This window comes from Streptomyces erythrochromogenes, assembly GCF_036170895.1.
Lineage (GTDB): Bacteria > Actinomycetota > Actinomycetes > Streptomycetales > Streptomycetaceae > Streptomyces > Streptomyces erythrochromogenes.
The window spans coordinates 1,065,835-1,086,438 of the sequence record NZ_CP108036.1 but is presented as its reverse complement, the minus strand read 5'-3'; the positions used below and the strand labels follow the sequence as shown (position 1 = coordinate 1,086,438).

Annotated in this window: 18 protein-coding genes; 12 read left to right on the top strand and 6 right to left on the bottom strand. The window is 70.0% G+C overall.

The window, feature by feature from the left end:
* Positions 1 to 159: 159 nt before the first annotated feature.
* The gene (locus OHA91_RS05250) at positions 160 to 912 is read right to left on the bottom strand and encodes an alpha/beta fold hydrolase (RefSeq protein WP_328738715.1); all 753 of its coding nucleotides are present in this window, start codon (positions 910 to 912) and stop codon (positions 160 to 162) included.
* 362 nt (positions 913 to 1,274) lie between these two features.
* On the opposite strand from OHA91_RS05250, the gene OHA91_RS05245 reads away from it, so the two are divergent.
* The 10 genes from OHA91_RS05245 (at position 1,275) to OHA91_RS05195 (ending at position 12,014) form a co-directional block, all read left to right on the top strand.
* Positions 1,275 to 1,748: a MarR family winged helix-turn-helix transcriptional regulator gene (locus tag OHA91_RS05245; RefSeq protein WP_051892758.1), complete on the top strand. Its 474-nt coding sequence runs from the start codon at positions 1,275 to 1,277 to the stop codon at positions 1,746 to 1,748.
* Positions 1,749 to 1,900: 152 nt separating this feature from the next.
* The gene (locus tag OHA91_RS05240; RefSeq protein WP_158714726.1) at positions 1,901 to 2,203 is read left to right on the top strand and encodes a zf-HC2 domain-containing protein; all 303 of its coding nucleotides are present in this window, start codon (positions 1,901 to 1,903) and stop codon (positions 2,201 to 2,203) included.
* A 698-nt stretch (positions 2,204 to 2,901) separates the two neighbouring features.
* Positions 2,902 to 3,438 (top strand): PadR family transcriptional regulator, encoded by a 537-nt coding sequence (locus OHA91_RS05230; RefSeq protein ID WP_031147400.1) that lies wholly within the window; start codon positions 2,902 to 2,904, stop codon positions 3,436 to 3,438.
* On the top strand, positions 3,435 to 4,154 hold the full coding sequence (locus tag OHA91_RS05225) for an ABC transporter ATP-binding protein (protein ID WP_051892760.1): 720 nt from the start codon (positions 3,435 to 3,437) through the stop codon (positions 4,152 to 4,154). The genes OHA91_RS05230 and OHA91_RS05225 overlap by 4 nt, the downstream gene beginning before the upstream one ends.
* On the top strand, positions 4,151 to 5,695 hold the full coding sequence (locus OHA91_RS05220) for an FtsX-like permease family protein (protein ID WP_051892762.1): 1,545 nt from the start codon (positions 4,151 to 4,153) through the stop codon (positions 5,693 to 5,695). Before OHA91_RS05225 ends, OHA91_RS05220 begins: the two co-directional genes overlap by 4 nt.
* A gap of 131 nt (positions 5,696 to 5,826) precedes the next feature.
* Positions 5,827 to 6,687 carry an alpha/beta fold hydrolase gene (locus OHA91_RS05215; RefSeq protein WP_408059153.1) on the top strand — a complete coding sequence of 287 codons (861 nt, stop codon included), beginning with the start codon at positions 5,827 to 5,829 and terminating at the stop codon, positions 6,685 to 6,687.
* Positions 6,688 to 6,780: 93 nt separating this feature from the next.
* The gene (locus OHA91_RS05210) at positions 6,781 to 7,614 is read left to right on the top strand and encodes an alpha/beta fold hydrolase (protein ID WP_328738712.1); all 834 of its coding nucleotides are present in this window, start codon (positions 6,781 to 6,783) and stop codon (positions 7,612 to 7,614) included.
* 173 nt (positions 7,615 to 7,787) lie between these two features.
* The gene (locus OHA91_RS05205) at positions 7,788 to 9,842 is read left to right on the top strand and encodes an AAA family ATPase (RefSeq protein WP_328738711.1); all 2,055 of its coding nucleotides are present in this window, start codon (positions 7,788 to 7,790) and stop codon (positions 9,840 to 9,842) included.
* A gap of 214 nt (positions 9,843 to 10,056) precedes the next feature.
* On the top strand, positions 10,057 to 11,319 hold the full coding sequence (locus tag OHA91_RS05200) for a hypothetical protein (protein WP_328738710.1): 1,263 nt from the start codon (positions 10,057 to 10,059) through the stop codon (positions 11,317 to 11,319).
* Between the two features lie 125 nt (positions 11,320 to 11,444).
* On the top strand, positions 11,445 to 12,014 hold the full coding sequence (locus OHA91_RS05195) for a sigma-70 family RNA polymerase sigma factor (protein WP_328738709.1): 570 nt from the start codon (positions 11,445 to 11,447) through the stop codon (positions 12,012 to 12,014).
* 43 nt (positions 12,015 to 12,057) lie between these two features.
* Here the strand turns inward: OHA91_RS05195 and OHA91_RS05190 are convergent, their stop codons facing one another.
* On the bottom strand, positions 12,058 to 14,121 hold the full coding sequence (locus OHA91_RS05190) for an ATP-binding protein (RefSeq protein WP_328738707.1): 2,064 nt from the start codon (positions 14,119 to 14,121) through the stop codon (positions 12,058 to 12,060).
* 606 nt (positions 14,122 to 14,727) lie between these two features.
* On the opposite strand from OHA91_RS05190, the gene OHA91_RS05185 reads away from it, so the two are divergent.
* The gene (locus OHA91_RS05185; protein WP_328738706.1) at positions 14,728 to 15,543 is read left to right on the top strand and encodes a trypsin-like serine peptidase; all 816 of its coding nucleotides are present in this window, start codon (positions 14,728 to 14,730) and stop codon (positions 15,541 to 15,543) included.
* A gap of 174 nt (positions 15,544 to 15,717) precedes the next feature.
* Here OHA91_RS05185 and OHA91_RS05180 read toward each other — a convergent pair whose 3' ends face one another.
* The 3 genes from OHA91_RS05180 to OHA91_RS05170 all read right to left on the bottom strand — a co-directional run bounded on the left by OHA91_RS05180 (position 15,718) and on the right by OHA91_RS05170 (position 18,324).
* Positions 15,718 to 16,185, bottom strand: a complete 468-nt coding sequence (locus OHA91_RS05180) for a cupin domain-containing protein (RefSeq protein WP_031147419.1) — start codon at positions 16,183 to 16,185, stop codon at positions 15,718 to 15,720.
* A gap of 163 nt (positions 16,186 to 16,348) precedes the next feature.
* On the bottom strand, positions 16,349 to 17,308 hold the full coding sequence (locus OHA91_RS05175) for an alpha/beta hydrolase (RefSeq protein ID WP_328738705.1): 960 nt from the start codon (positions 17,306 to 17,308) through the stop codon (positions 16,349 to 16,351).
* Between the two features lie 86 nt (positions 17,309 to 17,394).
* Positions 17,395 to 18,324: an NADP-dependent oxidoreductase gene (locus OHA91_RS05170; RefSeq protein WP_328738704.1), complete on the bottom strand. Its 930-nt coding sequence runs from the start codon at positions 18,322 to 18,324 to the stop codon at positions 17,395 to 17,397.
* 146 nt (positions 18,325 to 18,470) lie between these two features.
* Here OHA91_RS05170 and OHA91_RS05165 point away from each other — a divergent pair, with 146 nt between their 5' ends.
* Positions 18,471 to 19,007, top strand: coding sequence for a MarR family winged helix-turn-helix transcriptional regulator (locus OHA91_RS05165; RefSeq protein WP_328738703.1), 537 nt, complete (start codon positions 18,471 to 18,473; stop codon positions 19,005 to 19,007).
* A gap of 59 nt (positions 19,008 to 19,066) precedes the next feature.
* Here OHA91_RS05165 and OHA91_RS05160 read toward each other — a convergent pair whose 3' ends face one another.
* Entirely contained in the window at positions 19,067 to 20,521 is a 1,455-nt protein-coding gene (locus OHA91_RS05160; protein WP_328738702.1) for an FAD-dependent oxidoreductase, read from the bottom strand.
* Positions 20,522 to 20,604: the final 83 nt, after the last annotated feature.

Sequence of the window (20,604 nt, the reverse complement as noted above, 5' to 3'; positions counted from 1 at the left end):
CCGGCGTGCCTCCCGATGCACGGCCGCTACGGAGAACTGGGATGAGCCGGAGGGCAGTTCCTCGGACCTGCCCTGCTCGGGCCGCTTTCCGTTCGGCAGCGGTGGCCGACGGCCGGCAACGGGCGCCGCGCGGGGCCCAGGACGCCGGCGCCCCGGCGGTCACGCGCCCAGATCTGCCCAGAACTTCTCCAGGACGCCGGCTGCGGTGGCGGGGTCCTGGAGCATCCACCAGTGGCCCAGGCCTTCGAGGGGCTCGAAGTGCGCGCCAAGAGTGGCGGCCACCACCTGTGAGGCAGGACCGTCGAACGGGTCGAGCGTCGGGTGGAGGACCAGGCCGGGAGTGCTGGTCGGTGACATCAGCTCCGTCCCCCAGCGTGCGAACGGATTGGGGGTCGCGGAGCGGTACAGCGCGAGAACGGACGAGGCCATGGTCGCGTCGAAGCTCTCGCCCATTGCCCGGGCGTCGTCCTCGGGAGCGCCTGCGGCTCGCAGTTGGCCGGAGGCGCTGAGGGGACTCGCGGGCTCGGTGTCCTCCAGAGTGGCGGTCGCCCACGCCTCCCCCGATACCGGTGTCTGCCAGAGCTGTGCGATGTCATGCCATACGTAGGCAGGGTGAAGGATACCGGCGACATCCACGGACCAACTGCGCAGAGTGACACGGGACCTGGTGGCGATCCGTGCCACCAGGAGGCCTCCCCAATCGTGTCCCACGAGGTCGATCGGGCCATCGAGCTCGTGCAGTTCCCCCTCCATCCACTCCACGTACTCGTCCATGGAAGAGCCGAATCCGTCGGGGAGGGGCGCACCGAATCCGGGAAGCCGCAGGGCGACCGAGGCGGTGCCCAGGCGGGCCCGCAGTCGGTCCCACAGATCACCGGTCTCGGGTACGCCGTGAACGAAGACTGCCGTCATGAAAATTCCTTCTTCTTCGGGAGGCAACGGATGGCCGTGCAGGAGCGGCCCATTCGTGACAACGGCGGTATCGCGGAACAGGTTCACCAGGCCTCACACGGTGGACGGCACCCCGGCACAGGCAGGTTCACGGGTTCGCACCGGCGTCCCGCCGCCGTCACGCACACCGGCACGGATACCCCCGTGCCGCGGTAGCGCTGAACCGGATCGGCTCGGAGTGCGGACGTACTGGCCGGGGCCCTGGGCCGTGTACCGGGTGTGGGCTTGGCCGGGAAGCGGGGTACTGAACCGACGGCTGCTCTGTGCCGTAGGAACGCTGAGGCCTGCGACCGTGCAGGCTGTCGGCAATGAGAGGAACACCCATGACGCAGCCCCGGTCGCCGGCGTTGACCGACGAGTGCGGCGTATCGCTCCGGGACGATCTCTCCTTCGCCCTGTACGTGGCGGCACGGGCGTGGGTCGGGCACTACCGCCCGTTCCTGGCCGAGCTCGGACTCACCTATCCCCAGTTCCTGGTGATGCAGGTGCTCTGGTCGCGCGGGCGGGTCACCGTCAAGGATCTGGGCGAGGAACTCGGCCTGGACTCCGGCACGCTGTCCCCCCTTCTGAAGCGACTGGAGGGCGCAGAATTGGTCGACAGACACCGCAGTGTCAGCGACGGACGCCAGGTGCAGGTGTCCAGCACGGAGGCGGGCAGCGCCGTGCGCGATCGCGCACGCCGCGTCGTGGAATCGGCCCAGCAGGCCCTGCGTTACCCACCGGATCAGTACGACGCCCTCATCCCTGCCCTGCACGCGCTGACCGGGCGCCTGCGCGCGGGAACGCCCCCGGGGTAGCCCCGTCGCCCGCCCTCGCCGAGGCTCTGGGAACGCCACCCGCGCTCCCGCCCACGAAGGTCACCGCCGATCGAGTCGAGGCGGCGTACCGGAACGATTCCGTTGCCGCACGGCAGCCCGTAGGGTGGGACGGACTCCGGCGTCGCGTCACAGTGGACAACCGACGTACCGGCCAGGACGGCGGCTGGATCGAAATTTCGGAGAGTCCTTTGGAATGCGAACACGCCCGTACCGCCTTTGCCACTCAGATGCTCGGCGGTCTCGACGGACCGCAGCGCGAGTGTGTGGCCGAGCACCTGGACCGGTGCCCGTCGTGCCGTGCCGAGCGGGACGAGCTGTTGGCCCTTCTGCCGCTGCTCGACGCGGTGCGGCCCTACGAACTGGAGGGAGTGCCGGCTCCCGACCCCGAGCGGGCCGTGCGGGCCGCTCGCGAACTGGTGACTGACCGGGACTGACCCCCTCAGGACCGGCCCGGCAGGGCGCGGCAGCCGAGCCGCTCCGTTCGGGGCCCGGGGGAGTGCGGCGAAGAAGCCCGGACGTCGAGACGGTCATCGACCGGGTCGTGGCGCCCATGGTGTACCGCATCCCCTCCCGCCCCGGCGACCTCACCGCCGCCGACGCGCACCGGCTCGTACGGGAAGCCTGCACGGGTTCGGCGTGTCACGCCGACCCGCACCGCGGTCGAGGTGAACCATCGTCTGCCTGTGCCCGTATTGGAGATGCCGGGCCCCGCCCCGCCGGCAGGTCGATCCCGCCACCGAGCCCGGCCCGGATCCCGACGCCATCCCCCGGTGCGGCGCGAACTCTTCTGGGTGGCCGCGCCGATGAACGGACCTCGGCCGCCCGCGCTCCACAGGTGGTACGAGGGACACCGCCCCCCGAGGGGCGTCGCTGCGGAGCCGTGGCACCTCCGGTTGGCGGGAGGCCGTGGCGAACTGGACCGTGTTGCGAAAGGGATGCGGGGCGCTGGGCTCTGCCGGCACTCCCAGCCTGCCTGACGTGCCGTCAATTCCCCAGCGGGGGACGCTGCCGTACTGGCCGCCGGTGCACTCCTCCTGACCCACAGTCAATTCGGAATAACGCCTTCTCCCTTGTCTCAGCGCGGAGTTGTCTCTGCTTGACTCGTCTATTCGCTTGATGAATAGTGAGGGACGTGTCCAACTCACACATCCTTCTCGGCCTGCTCGCGCCGCACCCGCTGCACGGGTACGAGCTGAAGCGAGCGCACGACACCCGCCTGCCCAGCGCACGGCCGCTGGCCTTCGGGCAGGTGTACGCCACGCTCAATCGACTCGTCCGCGACGGTCTGGCCTGTGCGGCGGGCCACGACCGGGCCGGCGGGCCGGACCGCACGGCGTACGAAGTCACCGACGACGGCCGCCAGCTGCTCCTCGACTGGCTGGGTACGCCCGAACCTCCCGCTCCACACCTGTCGAGCGTCCTCCTCGCCAAGACGGTGGTCGCCCTGCTCGTCGCCGACGAGGCCGGTGCCCGCAGACACCTGTCGGGGCAACGGGCCGCCCACCTGGCGCGCATGCGTGAACTGACAGCGCTGAAAACCACCCCGGGCGCGGCCGTCGCCGATGTACTCGCCGCCGACCTGGCGATCGCCCATCTCGACGCCGACCTGCGGTGGATGCAGACCGCAACGGACCGCGTCGCCGACCTGCGCCTGGAGGTGCACCGATGATCATCGAAACACGTGCCGTGACGAAGTCGTACGGCCCGAGCCCGGCCCTGCGCGGCGTGTCACTCGCACTGCGGCAAGGCGAGATCGTCGCCGTCACCGGCCCCAGCGGCTGCGGCAAGTCGACATTGCTGCACCTCATGGCCGGGATCCTGCGCCCGGACGGCGGGGAGGTCCTCTATCGCGGCGCCCGCATCGACGACCTGGGCGAAGCCAGGCGCTCGCTGCTGCGCCGCACCGACTTCGGGGTGCTGTTCCAGTTCGGCCAGCTCGTGGCAGAACTTCCCGCGGTGGAGAACGTCGCACTGCCCCTGATGCTGGGCGGAACCGGTCGGCGGCAGGCGACGGCCCAGGCCGCGGACTGGCTCGATCGTCTCGGTGTCGCCGAGCTGGCCAAGCAGTTGCCCGGGGAGATGTCCGGCGGCCAGCAGCAGCGCGTGGCGCTCGCCCGCGCCCTGGTGACGGGGCCGAAGGTGCTCTTCGCCGACGAACCCACCGGTGCGCTGGACACCCTCGCCGGAGAGATGGTCATGGGCCACATGGTCCGCGCGGCCCGCACGCAGGGCACCAGCGTCATGCTGGTCACCCACGACGCCACGGTCGCCGCCTACGCCGATCGCGAGATCCGCCTGCGCGACGGCATGCTGGAAAGCGACGACGACGCCTTGACCGGATCGGCCTGGGGGCACTCCGGAGCCCGGGCGGAGAACGGTCGGTGAACCTGCTGACCACACTGCGCCTGTCGGTGGCGGGAAGCCGCTCGGATCACGTGCGCATCGCCTTGACCGCCCTCAGTTCGGCCCTCGGCACGGTAACGCTGCTCTGCGCCGCCGCAGTGATCGCGGTACCTCCCGCCCTGGCGGTGCGCTACACCAACGACCTGCTCAACGAGAGCGGGCTGCGTCCGGGGGTCGCCCTCGCGATGGTACTGCTGACCGTACCGGCCCTCGCCCTGGTCGCGCAGTGCAGTCGGCTCGGCGCGCCCGCGCGCGAGCACCGGCTGGCCGCGATCCGGATGGCCGGCGCGACACCACGCCAGATCGTCCGCATCGTGGCCGTGGAGACGGGACTCGCGTCCGTCCCCGGGGCGGCGGCGGGATTCGCGGTGTTCCTCCTCGGCCGCGCCCTGCTCGACGCCCCCGACGCGCAGGGCCGTCGCCCCCTGCCCACGGACGTGCTGCCCCATGCGGCCGCCATGGCCGGCATCGCTTCGGGGGTCCCCCTGGTCGTCGCCGCGCTGACCGTACTCACCCTGCGCAGGGCCGCTCTCACCCCACTGGGTGTCGTCCGCAGGACCCGGCGCAGCAAGCCGCGCGTCACGCCCGGCGTGCTCATCGCGACGGGGCTCGGCGCCTGCGCACTGGTCGAGCCCGTGCACGCGTACTTCACCCGCAACCCGCGGGCCGACGACCTACCGTTGCTCGTGACCGGGGGGCTGGTCGTCATCGGCGTGCTCGCCGTCGGCATCGGCGTCGTCACGGGCACGGGCTGGATCACGTACACCATCGGCCGGACCCTTCAACGGTACGCACGCAAGCCCGCCGGACTTCTCGCAGGCCGCCGCATGACGGCCGATCCCTGGTCGGGCAGCCGTACCTTCTCCGCCATGCTCGTCGCGCTGGTCATCGGCTCGGCCGCAGCCGGCCTCGCCGCCCTGACGGTGGCATCCGTCTCCGCACAGCAGGAGAACACCCGCCGCTTCGCCGCACTGGTCGGCGAGCCGTACGAACCCGCCGGCACGGGCCTGTACGAACGGGCCTACGAACTCGTCGGATACGCCGCCCTGGTGGCTCTGGTCATCGCTGCCGCCGGACTCCTCGTGGCGCTGGCCGACACGGTCCTCGCCCAACGGCGCGCACTCGCCTCCCTGATCGCCACCGGAACGCCCCGACACATCCTGGCCCGCGCGATCGGCTGGCAGACACTGGCTCCCGTCGCCCCAGCCGTGAGCCTCGCAGTACTGGCAGGCGTTCTGCTGCCCCGCTTCGCGGTCCCCGACGCGAGCGACACCGTGGACATGCAGACCTGGCGCTGCTCACCGCTGCCGGGAGACGGCATCGGCGCTTGCGAGGACCAGGCCTACTCCCAGGCACACAGCGTCCTGGTCAGCGCGGAGAAGGTCCCCGTCATCGTGAACACGCCCTGGGACCAGGTGCTGATGCTCGCCGGAACAGCGATCACGGCGACCATGGGCATCACCCTCGTCTCCCTGCTTTTCCTGCGCATGAGCACACGCGCCGGCGAACTGCGCACGGCCTGAGGTCCGGGAAACATGCCGGTCCGGTTTTCATTCCGGGGGTTTGAACCAAGAACCGGCTTTCCGCGTAGCAAGCGATGCCACCGGTGCTACGCGCACCCCGGTCCCCATCCCTCCGGCAAAGGAACGCAGACGTGCCCCACCAGCCCCCCTCCGGATCCCCTCTCAAGCGCTTCGGCCACCTGACCGCAGTCGGCGTCGCCGGAGCCTCCCTCGCCTTCTCGATAGCCGGTACCGCCGGTGCGTCGGGTACGAACTCCGCCGTCCCCACGCCGAGGCCGAAGCCGACGATCGTGCTCGAGCACGGCGCGTTCGCCGACTCCTCCAGCTGGAACAGCGTCGCCGAACGGCTGAAGAAATCCGGCTTCCCCGTGGTCGCCGCAGCCAATCCCCTGCGCGGACCCGAACATGACGCCGCCTACCTGCGCAGCGTCATGAACAGCATCGACGGCCCGCTCGTCCTGGTCGGCCACTCCTACGGCGGCACGGTGATCAGCAACGCCGCCGTCGGCCACGAGGACAAGGTCAAGGCGCTCGTCTACATAGCCGCCTTCCTCCCCGACACCGGCGAAAGCTCTCTCGGCCTGTCGAACAAGTTTCCCGGCAGTACTCTCGGTGATGCCGTCGAAGCCGTGCCCTACAACCTCCCTGGCGGTGTGACCGGCAACGACATCTCCATCAAGCCGGAGACGTTCCGTCGACAGTTCGCCACCGACGTCCCGCGTGGCCAGGCCGCCCTGATGGCCACGACGCAGCGCCCCATCGCCGCTGCGGCACTCGATGAGAAGGCCACGAGGGCAGCCTGGAAGACCATCCCCTCCTGGTCGCTGATCGCCACCGAGGACCTCAACATCCCGCCCGTCGCACAGCGGTTCATGTCCGAACGCGCGAACGCGCACACCGTCGAGGTCAAGGCTTCCCACGCCGTCCCCGTATCGCGCCCCGACGCCGTCACCCGCATCATCCAGCAGGCAGCCGCCTCGACTTCCCGCTAACCGACGCACCCGCAGGTGGCAGGCGGGAACTCGTTCCCCCTGTCTGTTCCTCAGCAATCCGGCCAATTCACGCACCGACCCAGGAGAACCCCCATGCCTTTCATCACCGTCGGCCAGGAAAACAGCACCACCATCGACCTCTACTACGAGGACCACGGCACCGGACAGCCCATCGTCCTCATCCACGGCTACCCCCTGGACGGACACTCCTGGGAGAAGCAGCTTCCCGTCCTCCTCGACGCCGGCCACCGCGTCATCACCTACGACCGCCGCGGCTTCGGGCAGTCCAGTCAGCCCACCACCGGCTACGACTACGACACCTTCGCCGCCGACCTCCACACCCTGATGGAAACCCTGGACCTCACCGACACCATCCTCGTCGGCTTCTCCATGGGCACCGGTGAAGTCGGCCGCTACCTCGGTACCTACGGCTCGGCCCGCGTCGCCAAGGCGGCCTTCCTCGCCGGCCTCGAGCCCTACCTCCTCAAGACCGACGACAACCCCACCGGCGTCGACGCAACGGTTTTCGAAGGCATCCTCAGCGCCGTCACCCACGACCGCTACGCGTACTTCACCGACTTCTACCAAGCCTTCTACAACCTCGACCAGAACCTCGGCTCCCGCATCAGCGAGGAGGTCGTGCGTGCCAACTGGGCCACCGCCGCGGGAGCCTCCTCGTATGCCTCGCGCGCTGCCGTCCCCACCTGGACCACCGACTTCCGTGCCGACATCCCCAAGATCGACGTTCCCGCCCTCATCCTGCACGGCACCGAAGACCGCATCCTCCCCATAGAAGCCACCGCCGAGCTCTTCCACGCCGCGCTCCCCGGCGCCGACTACGTCGTCATTGAAGGAGCCCCCCACGGCCTCCTCTGGACCCACGCCGACGAGGTCAACAACGCCCTCCTCGCCTTCGTCGGGAAGTAGCGCCAGCAGATCGGTGAATGCCTCGGCGCCGCCCTCCCGCACGGGGGGCGGCGCCGAGGGCCGCCGCCGCCCCGTACCGTTGGCCGCGTCGTCCCGGAGCCAGGTCCGGTGCGATGAGGGGCACTTCGCGCCCTGGTCGGAATTCACACTCGGGAGAGAGGGCCATTGAATCGATGAGCGGGAACGAAGGCGTCATCGACGACAGCCTGACCGTCGGCCGGGATCGCGCCTTCGTCGGGCGCCAGGCAGAACTCTCCCTGTTCAAGGCTGCGTTGGCGGGCGACGCGCGCGCCTGTCCGATCCACTACCTCCACGGGCCGGGCGGTATCGGCAAGTCGATGCTGCTGCGCCGTTTCGCCAGGGAGGCTCGCCGGGCGGGCCGGACGGTCGTCGAGGTGGACGGCCGGACCGTCGATCCGACGCCGGAGGGCTTCGCCGCGGCGGCTGGTCCGGAGGTGAGGACCCCGGGAGTGGTACTGCTCGTGGACACCTTCGAGAAGTGCCAGGGACTCGAGGGCTGGCTGTGGGAACGCTTCCTGCCGCGACTGCCCGCCGGCGCGCTCGTCGTGGTGGCGGGACGCAATGCCCTCGACCCTCGCTGGACAGCCGATCCGGGGTGGATCGGCCTGCTCCAGGTCTCTTCCCTGCGGAACCTCGCGCCCTCGGACGCCACCGCCTTCCTCACCACGCGCGGCGTGTCGTCCCGCGTCCACACGACACTGCTGTCGTTCACCGGCGGCAACCCGCTCGCGCTCGCGCTGGCGGCCGCCCTCGCAGTCAAGGACGAGGCCTCCACCTCCGGTTGGCGCCCCGACCAGGACGCCGTCGCCCTGCTCCTGCCGCTACTGATCGGCGACACGCCGAGCTCTCTGCACCGCCAGGCGCTCGAGATCTGCGCCCACGCCTACGTCACGTCCGAGTCCCTGCTCCGCGCTCTCATGGGCGACCACGCGCCGGAGCTGTTCTCCTGGCTGCGCGTCCAGCCGTACATCGAGACCTCGGCCGCCGGGCTCTTCCCGCACGACGCCGTCCGGGAGTCACTGGAGGCGGACCTGCGGTGGCGCGACCCGGACGGGTTCGCCGCGATGCACGGACAGATGCGCCGTTACTTCCTCTCCCAGGTCCGCGCCGTACCGGAGTCCCGGGTGCTCCAGGCCACCGGAGCACTGACCTACCTCTACCGCGGTGACGGCCACATGTCGGAGTTCAACGACTGGCGCGACGCCGGCCTGTTCCAGGACCAGCCGTACCGCCCGGACCATCGCGACCGCGTCCTGGAGCTGGCGGTCAGGGCCGAGGGCGAGGAATCCGCGGCACTGGCCGCCTTCTGGCTGGACCGTCGGCCCGAGGCGTTCCGCGTGTACCGGTCGACCCAGACCGGTGAGGTCCTCGCATTCTCCGCCTGGCTGCGCATCGAAGAGCCGGAAGGCCTGGACATCGATCCGGTGGTCGCCGCGGCCTGGCGGCACGCGCGGGCGAACGGGCCGCTCAGGCCGGGCGAGCACATGGCTCTGGCCCGCTTCTCGGTGTACCCCGACGAGTACCAACTCCCTTCCGCTCCCATGACTTTCATGCAGTGGCGCGCCACATCGGAGTACATCCGTGCCGACGGGCTCACCTGGTCGTACGCGGTGATGCGGGACAACGGGTCCTGGAACGACTATCTACGGGACCTCAACCTACTGCCCGCCGACGAACGGCCCGCGGTCGGCGACCACCGCTACGCACTGTTCGGCCACGACTGGCGCGCGCAACCGGCCGACGCCTGGTTGCAGGAGAAGAGCGCAGCGATGCTGTCGGGCGCGCCCATGCCCCCTTCGCCCTCGTCCGCGCGTGGCGGGCTGGTGGTGCTGTCACGGCCCGAGTTCGACGCTGCGGTCCGGGAAGCGCTGCGCACGTTGCGCAAACCGGCCGTGCTCGCCGGCAATCCACTCAACCGCAGCAGACTGGTCGTCGATGGCCGACTCAGTCTGTCCGAGGTTCTTGCCGCCGCCGCCGAGGCCCTGTTGGACGAGCGCAGTGGTGAGAAGCGTCATCGGGCGGTGGCCGCCACCTATTTCAGAGGAGCCCCCACGCAGGAGGCGGCCGCGGAGCGTCTCGGACTGCCTTTCAGTACCTATCGGCGCCACCTCACCTCGGGCATCGACAGGATGAGCGACCTCCTGTGGCATCACGAGCTCCAGGGCACCGACCTGGCGAGCACCGGCAAAGAGGGTTGGCCCGCCTGACCGGCCGGCGTGGAGATGACTGCGATACCCGGTGCCCGCTGTACTGCGGTGGCGGGACGCCGGTGATCCCGCTCGCCGGTCCTGTCTGACGTGCCGAGAGGCGAGGTGAGCAGAAAACCGGTCTGTGAAGTGAGCAGCGGATGCCGACATGCTCATGCCCTCGAGTACGGAGAAGGGCTGTGGGATGCATGTTGTGGTGTGCGGTGCGGGTCCTGTGGGCGCAGTGGTCGCCCTGCTGCTCGCGGCAGAGGGACATCGAGTGACGGTTCTCGATCCACGTCCCGTCCTACCCTTGACGCCGGAGCCGGATCTCCGGGGTCTCGGCGACGGGCTGGGGGCGGCAGGCGAGCGACCTCTCGTACTGCTGGCAGAAGCCATACGCCTGATGTCCGCCGAGCTGCCCGATGTGGCGCGAACCCTGGTACTCACGAGTGCCGTTGGCCATGGTGAGCCGAACCCCGTCGTGGACCGCACGCTCATCGCGGGGGTGCTGAAGGAGGAGATGTCCCGGACCGACGGCATCAGGGTCGACCGCGGAGTCGGTATCGCCTCGCTCCTGACGGGCAAGGAGCGTCTGCCCGGCAGGCCGCACATCCAGGGCGTCCTGACGGACGAAGGTGAGGCCGTGCTCGCCGATCTGATCGTCGATGCGGCAGGCCGAGGCTCGAACATGGTCAGACAACTGAGCGAGATCGGCGCTCCCCGGCCTCTGGAGGAGCGACAGGACAGCGGTATGCGCCTCTACACGCGGCGCTTCGACTCACCCGAGACGTGCCCCGGCCCAGCAAGATGGTCCCTGCGCCACTTCGACGGCGTCACTGTGACGTCGGTGTCGGCGGGCCGGGGGACCTGCTCGATGACCCTGGGCATCAGCGACGAGGACCTCCAGCTCTACCCGCTCGCCGGACCGTCCGCGTGGAGCCGGGCGGCAAGGCTCTACGAGCCGCTGCTGCCTCCCCTCACCGGGAAGCCCTCGCCCGGTGTATGGGTCACACCGCGGGTGGAGAGCAGCTACCGGCGGTTCGTTCTTGGCGGGCGACCGGTGGCAACCGGAACGGTGAGCGTCGGCAATGCGTGGGCGGCGGTCAATCCCTTGCTCGGTCTGGGGCCGTCCATGGGACTGCTGCACACCGTCCTGCTGAGGGACGCCTTGCGTCAGGTCGGTGTCGAGGACACCGTGGTGCGCTTCGACCGTCTCACGCAGGACCTGCTGTCACCGCTCCACCACCGGATCACCGACTGGGAGGAACGGCTCGAGGCGCGAAACGGAGGCGCTTCGGGGACTCCCTCTCCCCCTACCGCGGCCCCGGACGAGGAGATCGCCCGGCAGGACGCCACCCCGGTCACCCCGGTGACGCTGGCCCGGGACCTGCAGGCCAGGTTCTCACTGATTTCGGCCGACGCGGAATCCTCCATCCGGACTGGCCCGTCTCGTGCGCAGTTGGTCGAGGCCCTCGCCCGCCGCAGCGCCACGTAGGTGCGGACGACACCGGCGAGCCGCAGCACTGGTGCGCCGGTCCGAATTCCGACGTACCCCGGCCCGACACAGGAATGCGCCATGTCACGCAACCGGTCCATTGATCAAGCAAAGGGTGTCAGTACATGAGGCGGACTTCGGAAGCCGGAACACCGATACCCGGCGCCACTGCCACCTTCCCGCAGTCCGACCCCTGCGAGGACTTCGTACACGCCGTTTACCACCATCACGCCACCCCCCTTCTGCGCTACGCGGCCCGCCTCCTCAACGGCGACTGGCACAAGGCCGAAGACTTTCTCCAAGAGGCCACTGCCCGCGCCTGGAGGAACTTCACCACCACCACCGACCCCGTCTCCATCCGTCCGTGGCTGTTCACCGTCGTCCGTAACCTCGCCATCGACCACCACCGCGCCCGTGCCGTCAGGCCGCCCGAATCCCCACCCGCCGACGACGTCAACCTCCCTGTCGACGATGCCATCGATGCGATCCTCACCACCCAGGTCGTCCTCGACGCGCTCGGCCGGCTCACACCTCCCCATCGCGAAGTCATCGTTCTCGTCTACTACCGCGGCTACAGCGTCGCCCAAGCCGCCCAAGCCCTCGGCGTGCCCCCGGGGACCGTCAAATCACGTAGCTACTACGCCCTGCGGGCTCTGCGCGACACCCTCCGTGCAAAGGGCATCACCCACCCCTGACGCCGTTGTGTCCGGCGGTGTCACCGGGCTCGGGCCGTGGGAGTCACGTCGGGTCTCCTCCGGTGACCGCGGTTCCGTTGAGTTCGCTTCGCCACAGCAGATCGATGAGACGCTCGATTCCGCTGGTGAGGTGCCTGCGGTAGGTGCTGAACGGCAGTCCGAGACGCTCTGCTGCGGCCTCTTGGGTCAGGGCGCCCGCGATGTACGTCGTGGTGAGGGCACGGTGGTGCTTGTCGCCCGAGCGCCCTTCCCGAAGGGCATCGATGCCGTTGATGAGCAGCGTGCGCAGAGCCGTTGCGCTCTGGGTCACCACTCGGCTGTGGTTGAGGGGGTTGCGGGCGAGCGCGTCCGGGCGCCGGATCGCACGGAGGGCGTCGCGCACTGCAGTGTCGAACTCCGGCCTGGACAGCACCACAAGTTCCGCGTGTTCCCCGGACGAGGACGATGCGCCGCGCCTGAGCTTGTGGGCCAGGATCGTGTTCGACCTCTCCTCCAGCCAGGGCCCTACGGGCTGCGCCCGCCAGTCGTGGCCGAACAGGACGTAGGGGTGCGGACCGACGCGGGGTCGGCGGCCGACGGACGGCATCGCGAAGTGGTGCATGTACGCGTCCCAGTGTCCGTCGTCGCGCTTGACGACGAACGTCCAGGCCTGCCGGTCGGCCCGGAAGATCTCGCCCAGTCCGCGCCAGTGCATCAGATCCATGGGTGGCGAGGTGCGTTGGTACACCGGTGGGTGGACGTGGAATCGGGCCAGAGCGATGTACTCGCCGGGCCTGAGCGGTGCGGCCGACCGGGCGTGTGCCCAGGCCGCGTCGACGATCGGGTCGATGTCGGCGCCCAGCGGCTCTCGCAGGCGCAGCCACGCGAAGAACGCGACGATCTCACCCGTCTGAGTGGAGCGGTAGACGCGGAACGCCTCGGGCTGATGGTCGAGCCAGAACCGGCAGATGTCCGCGGACTCCCCGCCTTCCGCGGTTTCGGCCAGCTCCAGCACACGTTCGCGGTCCTCCTCCGCGTACGGCTCGTCCTTGACGTGGTCCCCGTCACGCCACTTGTGGAAGTTGGCCGAGGCTTCCTTGCGGTAGAGATAGATGAGGGGGCTGGTGGCCTGGAGCAACTGCGCATCGGAAACCGTGCGTACCCGCTCGACGAGGTACTGGTGAACGGCTCTGTGCATGTCGGCGAAGCCGTCGGGGTCCCGCCAGCGCAGATCGGCTTCGAGCGCCTCACGCACCACGTCGTGCGGGAAGAGGCCCGCGTCTGTCGCTTCGATGAAGGGCTGCTGGCGCAACCAGGCGAACAACTCGGGCGCCTGTGCGCCTACGAGGGCTCGGAGCAGTGATTCCGACGTGACGTAGGAGTGCGCACAGATTTCCAGGGCCCTGCGGTGCGCCGGGGTGGGAATGTCACCGAGCAGCTTGGACAGCAAGGTGGCGATGACATCCTGACTGGGCTTCCAACCGGACTTGACTCCGCCCTCTTCCCTGACGGCCACGGCCGCCGCCAGCGAGAGGGCCAGGGGGTTGCCGCCGGTGAAGGACAGCACGGCCTGATGAGCCCCCGCCGGCAGGCCGCGTGCGTGCAGCAACCGGGCGGCATCGTCGGGGGGCAGGTTCCGCAGGGACGTCACGCGCAACAGTTGCGACCACCCGGGATCCGAGGTCCAGCGGGCGTCCGGCGCGCGGCGCCCGGCGAGCACCACCACGCTGCCCAGGGGGAGGCCGAGGAGGAATTCGTTGCGCAGCCAGCCCTCCAGACCCTGGCAGCGTTCGAAGGTATCGACCAGGAGCACCACTCCGGGCTCCGCGGGGATGTCCCCGACAGCCGCAGTGAATCCCTGAGGCGTGGGAGCGACCGTCCGGCCGTCCACCTCGATCACGGCGCGCCCTGCCCGGAGTCCCTCTCGAGCCAGCCGTCGCACGAGGGTCGACTTGCCGATTCCCCCGGGCCCGTGCAGGAAGTGAACGGGGCAGGCTCCGGTTTCGCCCGCCAATGCGGACCGGAACAACGCCAGCTCCATGTTCCGGCCGACGAACGCCCGGTCGCGCGCAGCCTCCAGCACATCCCCTAGCGCACCACGCTGACGCACACATTCCCCTTCGATCAACTCGCAGCTCAACCGTATGGGAGGACCCCGCAGACCGCCCAAGGTTCACAGATTACCGGTCAGTAGGTCGCCTGCTCCTGGCCTCGGACACTGCTGTGGACCGGGGTCATCCCGCGACCGCGGTGCGGAAAGCAGGTGGCTGAGGGCAGCCCGGCCCGGTTCGGCGGTCGGCTCGGCCTCGCAACGATCGCTGAACCAGGGAAGCAGCGCGGACGTAGATATCAAGAGACATGCCGGGGCGGCTGTCCGCTTACGTCCCCGGTGTCCTGCCCCGGGAGCCGGCACCACCAGTGGAGTTGCACAGTGAACCCGTTCTTTACCCCGCGCTCCTCCACCGGGGCGGGCGAGAGGCGTTCCCGCCGCGGCCCGGGCAGAGCAGGAGCCCTTCTCGCCCTCGCCGTGCTTCTCCCTGCCTGCGGGATACACACGGCAGACACGGCAGAGGAGTCCCAGGACGGCCGAGGAAGCTGGAGCGTCGGCAAATGGGCCCGCGAGGCGTCGCAGTTCACCAACCCTGTCATCGAGGGGTTGTGGAAGCCCGAGCGCATGCGCAGAGCAGACGATCCCCGCAAGAACGTGGCCGGGAGTCTCACGGAGACGCGGGGTGTGAGCGATCCCGAGCCGGCCCCTGTGGCGGCCAGGCCCGTGGCGGCGCCGTACCGCCGCAATGCGGCGCCGGTGGGCAAGGTCTTCTTCGACAGCCCGGACGGACCACAGACCTGCTCCGGCACCGTTGTGCAGGATCCCGCCCGTCCGGGCCGCTCCAACCTCGTGTGGACCGCGGGCCACTGCGTCCACGCCGGGCGTGAGGGCGGCTGGTTCCGCAACCTCGTTTTCGTGCCCTCGTTCAACGACAAGGCGCTTACGGCGGATGCGCTCGAGCGTGCCTCCGCGGGACAGATGGCGCCGTTCGGGACCTGGTGGGCCGACTGGGCCGCCCCCTCCGACCAGTGGATCGACGAGGGCACGTCCGAAGGCGGCAACGGAGCGGCGTTCGACTTCGCCGTACTGCACGTCGTACCCGCTCCCGGGTCTGGCGCCCGGTCGCTGGAGGAGACCGTGGGCGCGGCGCTTCCTGTCGCTTTCAACGGCCCGGCGGTGCAGGACGTGAACCTCGTCGGTGCCTGGGGGTACCCGGCGGCACCGCCGTTCGATGGCGCCACGATGCATTTCTGTGCGGGCAAACCGGGCCGCCTGTCGCTCAAGGACCGCGAACCGACGCTGTACCGGGTGGGCTGCACCATGACGGGCGGTTCCTCCGGCGGCGGCTGGTTCGCAGTCGGTACGGACGGACGGACCGCTCTCGTGTCGAACACTTCCGTCGGCCCCGACCCGTCGGTCTGGCTGGCGGGCCCCTACCTCGGCGATACGGCCAAGGCCGTACTCGACAAGGTCAGTCTCCGGTTCGGGTCCCGCGGGTAGTGCTGTTGGACGGAACGCCGAGGTCCCGCTGCGGCTGTTGGCGCAGGACCGAGGTCGGGCCAATTCTCCTGACCGTCGCGTACGAGGCTCATGAGCAGCGGCGGCCTTGAGCGCCACGCGCGGCTGCCTTCGGCGGATGGACGGCGGGGTTCAGGCGGTTGCCGAGTGGGGGGTTCAGCGGGGCGGGCCGACGATGGCGTTGCCGCGCAGTGCGGCGGCTTCGGCGAGCTTGTCCTTGGTGATCTCGAAGCCATCCGGGCGGGGGGTGGTGACGTCGCGTCCGGCGTGCCGGAACATCTCTTCCATGCCGCCCGGGGTGGCGATGACCAACAGGTCGGCGCGGTCGGAGGTGATGCGGTAGCTGTGGGGGATGTTGCGGGGCAGGTAGACGACGCCGCCTTCGGACAATTCGTGGCGTTCGTCGCCGACCCAGACCAGCGCTTCGCCTTCGAGGAGGAGGAAGACTTCGTCCTCGCGGGTGTGGAGATGGAACGGCGGGGCTTCGTCCTTGAGGACGTCGAATCGGCCGACGGTCAGCTGTCCTTCGGTGGCCTGGCTGTCGAGGAGGATCGTGAACAGTCCGCCGCCGATCCATTCCAGTGTCTGCTGATCGTCCCGCTGGGCGAGGTAGGGGATCGTCATGGCGGTCTCCTGGGGGTCTGGCCGCAGGCCGCCGCACCGGTGGGGCGACCTGCAGCGTTGATGAGGGCGGGCTTGGGCCTGGGCGTCCGGCGAGGGCGTCAGGAACAGCGGTGTGTGCAGTGCCTCGGCACTGCGGGTCGGGGCCCGCGCCCGGGTCGTCGGCTCACAGGGAGCCGAGCGCTCGGACGCGGTCGGATATGACGCGCCGGGCGGCGTCGGAGTTGAAGGCGATGCTTTCGAACTCGTGCGGCACGCCGGGGTGGAGGTGGAACTCGACGGGCACGCCGGCCCGGCTCAGGCGCAGGGCGTAGGTGAGGTCTTCGTCACGGAAGATGTCGAGCTGGCCGACCTCGATGTAGGCGGGAGGGAGACCGGCGGGGTCGGTGATCCGGGCGGGGGCGGCATGCGCGGGGACGTCCGCCCCGCCCGCCCGGTCGCCCAGGAGTGCTTCCCAGCCGGTGCGGTTGTCATCCCAGGACCACAGCACGAACGGCGCGAGTTGCGGGTCGGGGGTCAGGTTGCGGTCGTCGAGCATCGGCATGACCAGGATCTGCTTGGCGATCGCCGGGCCCTGCCGGTCGCGGGCAAGGATGGAAACCGCGGCGGCGATGCCGCCGCCGGCGCTGTCCCCGAACACCGCGATGCGGGCCGGGTCGACTCCCAGTTCGGTGGCGTGGTCGTGCAGCCAGACCAGGGCGGCGTAGGCGTCCTCGACGGGGGCGGGGTGCGGGTGTTCGGGGGCGAGCCGGTAGTCGACCGCGAGGATCGGGGTGCCGCTGGCGGAGACGTAGCGGGAGATCGATCCGTCGAACAGGCCGATGTGGCCCAGGATCATGCCGCCGCCGTGGAGGTAGACCGCGGCCGGGCCCGGCTCGCCGGCGGCCTTGTCCTTGCGGGTGTACCAGCGCAGATCGATCTGGGCGCCGTCGAAGGTGGTCAGGCGGTAGCCGGTGGAGGTGACGTCGTCGGGGGTGGGCTGGGCGGTGTCGGTGTGGCCGATGAGCCCTTCCAGCACGGCGCGGCGCGCGGCGACGTCGCCGACCGGCGGGGGCGTGGCGTCGGCCATCGCGTCGGCCATCGGGGCGAGCGCTTCGGCGACCTGCGGGTCGAAGGCAAAGGACAAGGTGACATCTCCTTGGAACGATTCGGAAGTACACGGCGTGGAAGGCCGGTCGGAGAGCCGTCCCGGCCTGTGGCCGGGCGACGGGGTCAGACTGTGATGACGGTCTTGCCGGGCAGCCGGCCCTCGGCGGCCGCGGCGTGGACCGCGGGCAGCTCGGCCAGCGGGCGCCGGTCGGCGATGTGGATGTGCAGGTCGCCGGAGTCGACGAGGGCGACCAGCTCGGCGAGCAGGTCCGCGTCGCTGCGGGCGAACACCCGCGCCGTGCGCACCGCCCGTGAGGGGTCCGGGTCGGCGTCGGCGGTCGTGGACACCAGCACGCCGGAATCGGCGACCAGGCCGATCAACTCTGCGGTCTCGGCCGGTGAAGTCGTCACCAGATTGAGTACTACATCGAAGGTCCCCACCCCGGCCTCGGCGAGGGTTGTGGCGGTGTGGTCGACGATCCGGGCGGCGCCGTAGCCGCGCATCCGGTCGGCGTCGGACGGTCCTGCGGTCGCGGTCACCACGGCCCCGGCCCGCGCGGCGAGCTGGACCGCGTACCCGCCGACGGCTCCGCTCGCCCCGTTCACCAGCAGGGACTGGCCCGCGGCGAGCCCGGCGTATTCGAACAACGCCTCCCAGGCGGTCAGACCGACCGACGGCAGCGCCGCCGCGTCGGCCAGATCGACCGCCTTGGGTGCCGCGGTCAGCACCTGCGCGGGGGCGACCACGTACTCGGCGGCCGCGCCGGGCGCGTTCATCGGCAGGAAGCCGACCACCGCGTCGCCCATGGCGAACCGCTCGACGCCGTCGCCGAGCCCGGCGACCGTCCCGGCCACGTCGATCCCCGGCACGTGGGGAAGGTCCAGCGGGAAGACCTCCTGCAGGTGTCCCGCCCGGATCGCCGCGTCGACCGGGTTGAACGTGGTGCCGACCACCTTCACCAGCACCTGCCCGGCGCCCGGCGTCGGACGGTCCACCCCCTCGACCCGTAGTACCTCGCTGCTGCCGTAGCGCTCGTAGCGCACTGCCTTCATGGCTGCCTCCCTGAAATTGCTTCGATGTCGAAGCGACTATGCCACTCTAGACATGCTTCGATGTCGAAGCAATACCTCCGAGCGGTGTGACGTGCGCCACTCGATTCAGGGATACGCTTCGATGTCGAAGTACTTATGATGGGCGGATGACTCCCGACAACACCCCGGACGCCGGCGCGCTCCGGCCCGAGCAGCTCGGGACGTACTTCGCGCTCATGGAGGCCGTGAGCCTGCTCCAACGTGCCGTCGAGCAGCAGCTCCAAACGGAAGGCGACCTCAGTTACGTCCAGTTCCAGCTGCTCGCGCGCCTCGCCGACGCCGGCAGACCACTGACCATGACCGAGCTCGCGGACGGTGTCGTCTACAGCCGCTCCGGGCTCACCCACCAGGCCGGACTCCTGGAGAAAGCCGGCCTGATCACCCGCAAGCCTTCCTCCCACGATCAGCGCGCCACGATGGTCACCCTCACGGAGGAGGGCCTCGCCAGGGTCGGCCGAGTCCTGCCCGGCCACATCGACGTCACCCGGCGCCTGCTCTTCGCCTCGCTCAGCGACGACGATGTCGACGCGCTCGGCGGCATCATGACCCGGGTCCGCGACCACATGCGCCAACAACCGGACAGCACCGCCCGCGGCCGACGCACCGCGCCGAAAAACCTCCGGGGCGCGGTCCCCTCCGAGTAGCCCGCCCTCACGCCCGGGACGCCGCCTGCCGGGAAGGGGGCGGCACCGGGTCCGACTGCTCAGCCGCGGAAGACCGACGAGGCGGAGCCGCCTTGCTGATCGTCGCGCACCGTGGCAAGGATCTCCTCCCGGTCCGGACCCGGCGCGGTGTAGCGGGGGGCCGTTGCCGAGAGCGTGATGACCCGCTCCACGAGGCCACTCTTCATGAAGGCCTCGTCCGCGGATGCCAGCATCGAACCGACGTCACCCATGGCGCGCAGGATCTCAGGGTCCTTCAAGAGGACGGCGTCCACGGCTGTGCGCAGCGCCCAGCCCGGATCGTCCGTCTCGTAGTGCTCGCCGCGTACCTCGGCATCGATCTCCGCGATGCGGTGCCGGCTCCAATGGGCGTCCTCCTCCCACATGACCCCGCACTCGTCGTCGATCTCACGGCTGACGCGCAGGGCGAGTTCTACGGCATCGGACGTGCCGAGCAGGCGCAGCACGTCACGCAGCAGCGCCGCGTGGCGCAGCCCGGTCGTCATGCCCATACCGAACTGCGGGTTGGTCGTCATCCGGGCGTCCCCGATCGCCACGATGCCCGTGGCGATCGGCTGCCCGTCGACGACCAGGCCACGTCGGGTGTTGTGGGTCCCGCCCATGACATGGACGTCGGTCAACGGGATGCCGTGGTTCCAATGGGCGGCCTGGGGGTAGAGCGCAAGCACGCGGTTCCACACCTCCACGCGACTCAACGGACGGAGCTCTTGGTCCCGGTCCGAGGTGACGAGCGTCGTCGACCAGGTGTCGCCGTCTCCCGGCGCGGTGACGACGGAAATGCTGTTGTGGTGGGAGAGGGGCCAGGGCCGGGGGGCCGGCACTCCCCGCTCATCGGCGCGGAAGTAGCGCGTGTAGTAGCGGAAGCCCGCTTCCTCGCGGACGACTTCGGGCTCGACACCCACCTGCGCGAGCAGGTCGGGCACCTCCGTCCGCCGCCCGGAGGCATCGACGACGAGGTCTGCCTCGATGCGCACTCCGGATTCGGTCATGACGCCGACGATGTGCGGGCGGCCGGACGTCCGGGACTCTCCGACGAGCAAGGACACCACCCGGGTCCCGCCGAGGATGCGCACTCCAGGCGTATCGGTGGCGGTGGCGAGGAGCGCGGCCTCAAGGACCGGGCGCCGGGCAGTGACGGTCTCGAAGCGCTCGTCCCCCGCCTGCCGCGGGCCGGCACCTGCCACGCTCCAGGCACCGGAGATCATGTTGTACGTGTTGCCGCCGGCCTCGCGGATGCGGTCGACGGCGGCCGGCAGCTCCTTTTCCAGGAGGAGGAGGCCGGCCGGCATGAGGATGTGCGTGTGCCCGAACTGCTTGACGCCGGGCCGCCGCCAGTCGCCGCCAACCGTTGCCTCGACCGTTCGCGCGGCCGTGGGGTCGCGGTCGAGCACGGTGGCGACGTGTCCGTCTGCGGCGAGAAGCATCGAGGCGGTGAGGCCGACGGGGCCTGAGCCGATGATTACCACGTGGGCCACTGGAACTCCTTGCGTTGGGGAAGATGCCCCACCATCCGCCGGAGAACTGCTCACCTACCAGCCCGCTTTACTGCTCACTTGGC

Bases quoted from the DNA above. Each gene is read 5' to 3' on its own strand.
- OHA91_RS05250 (WP_328738715.1), bottom strand. From the start codon at position 912: ATGACGGCAGTCTTCGTTCACGGCGTACCCGAGACCGGTGATCTGTGG.
- OHA91_RS05245 (WP_051892758.1), top strand. From the start codon at position 1,275: ATGACGCAGCCCCGGTCGCCGGCGTTGACCGACGAGTGCGGCGTATCG.
- OHA91_RS05165 (WP_328738703.1), top strand. From the start codon at position 18,471: ATGACTCCCGACAACACCCCGGACGCCGGCGCGCTCCGGCCCGAGCAG.
- OHA91_RS05225 (WP_051892760.1), top strand. From the start codon at position 3,435: ATGATCATCGAAACACGTGCCGTGACGAAGTCGTACGGCCCGAGCCCG.
- OHA91_RS05195 (WP_328738709.1), top strand. From the start codon at position 11,445: ATGAGGCGGACTTCGGAAGCCGGAACACCGATACCCGGCGCCACTGCC.
- OHA91_RS05205 (WP_328738711.1), top strand. From the start codon at position 7,788: ATGAGCGGGAACGAAGGCGTCATCGACGACAGCCTGACCGTCGGCCGG.
- OHA91_RS05170 (WP_328738704.1), bottom strand. From the start codon at position 18,324: ATGAAGGCAGTGCGCTACGAGCGCTACGGCAGCAGCGAGGTACTACGG.
- OHA91_RS05210 (WP_328738712.1), top strand. From the start codon at position 6,781: ATGCCTTTCATCACCGTCGGCCAGGAAAACAGCACCACCATCGACCTC.
- OHA91_RS05180 (WP_031147419.1), bottom strand. From the start codon at position 16,185: ATGACGATCCCCTACCTCGCCCAGCGGGACGATCAGCAGACACTGGAA.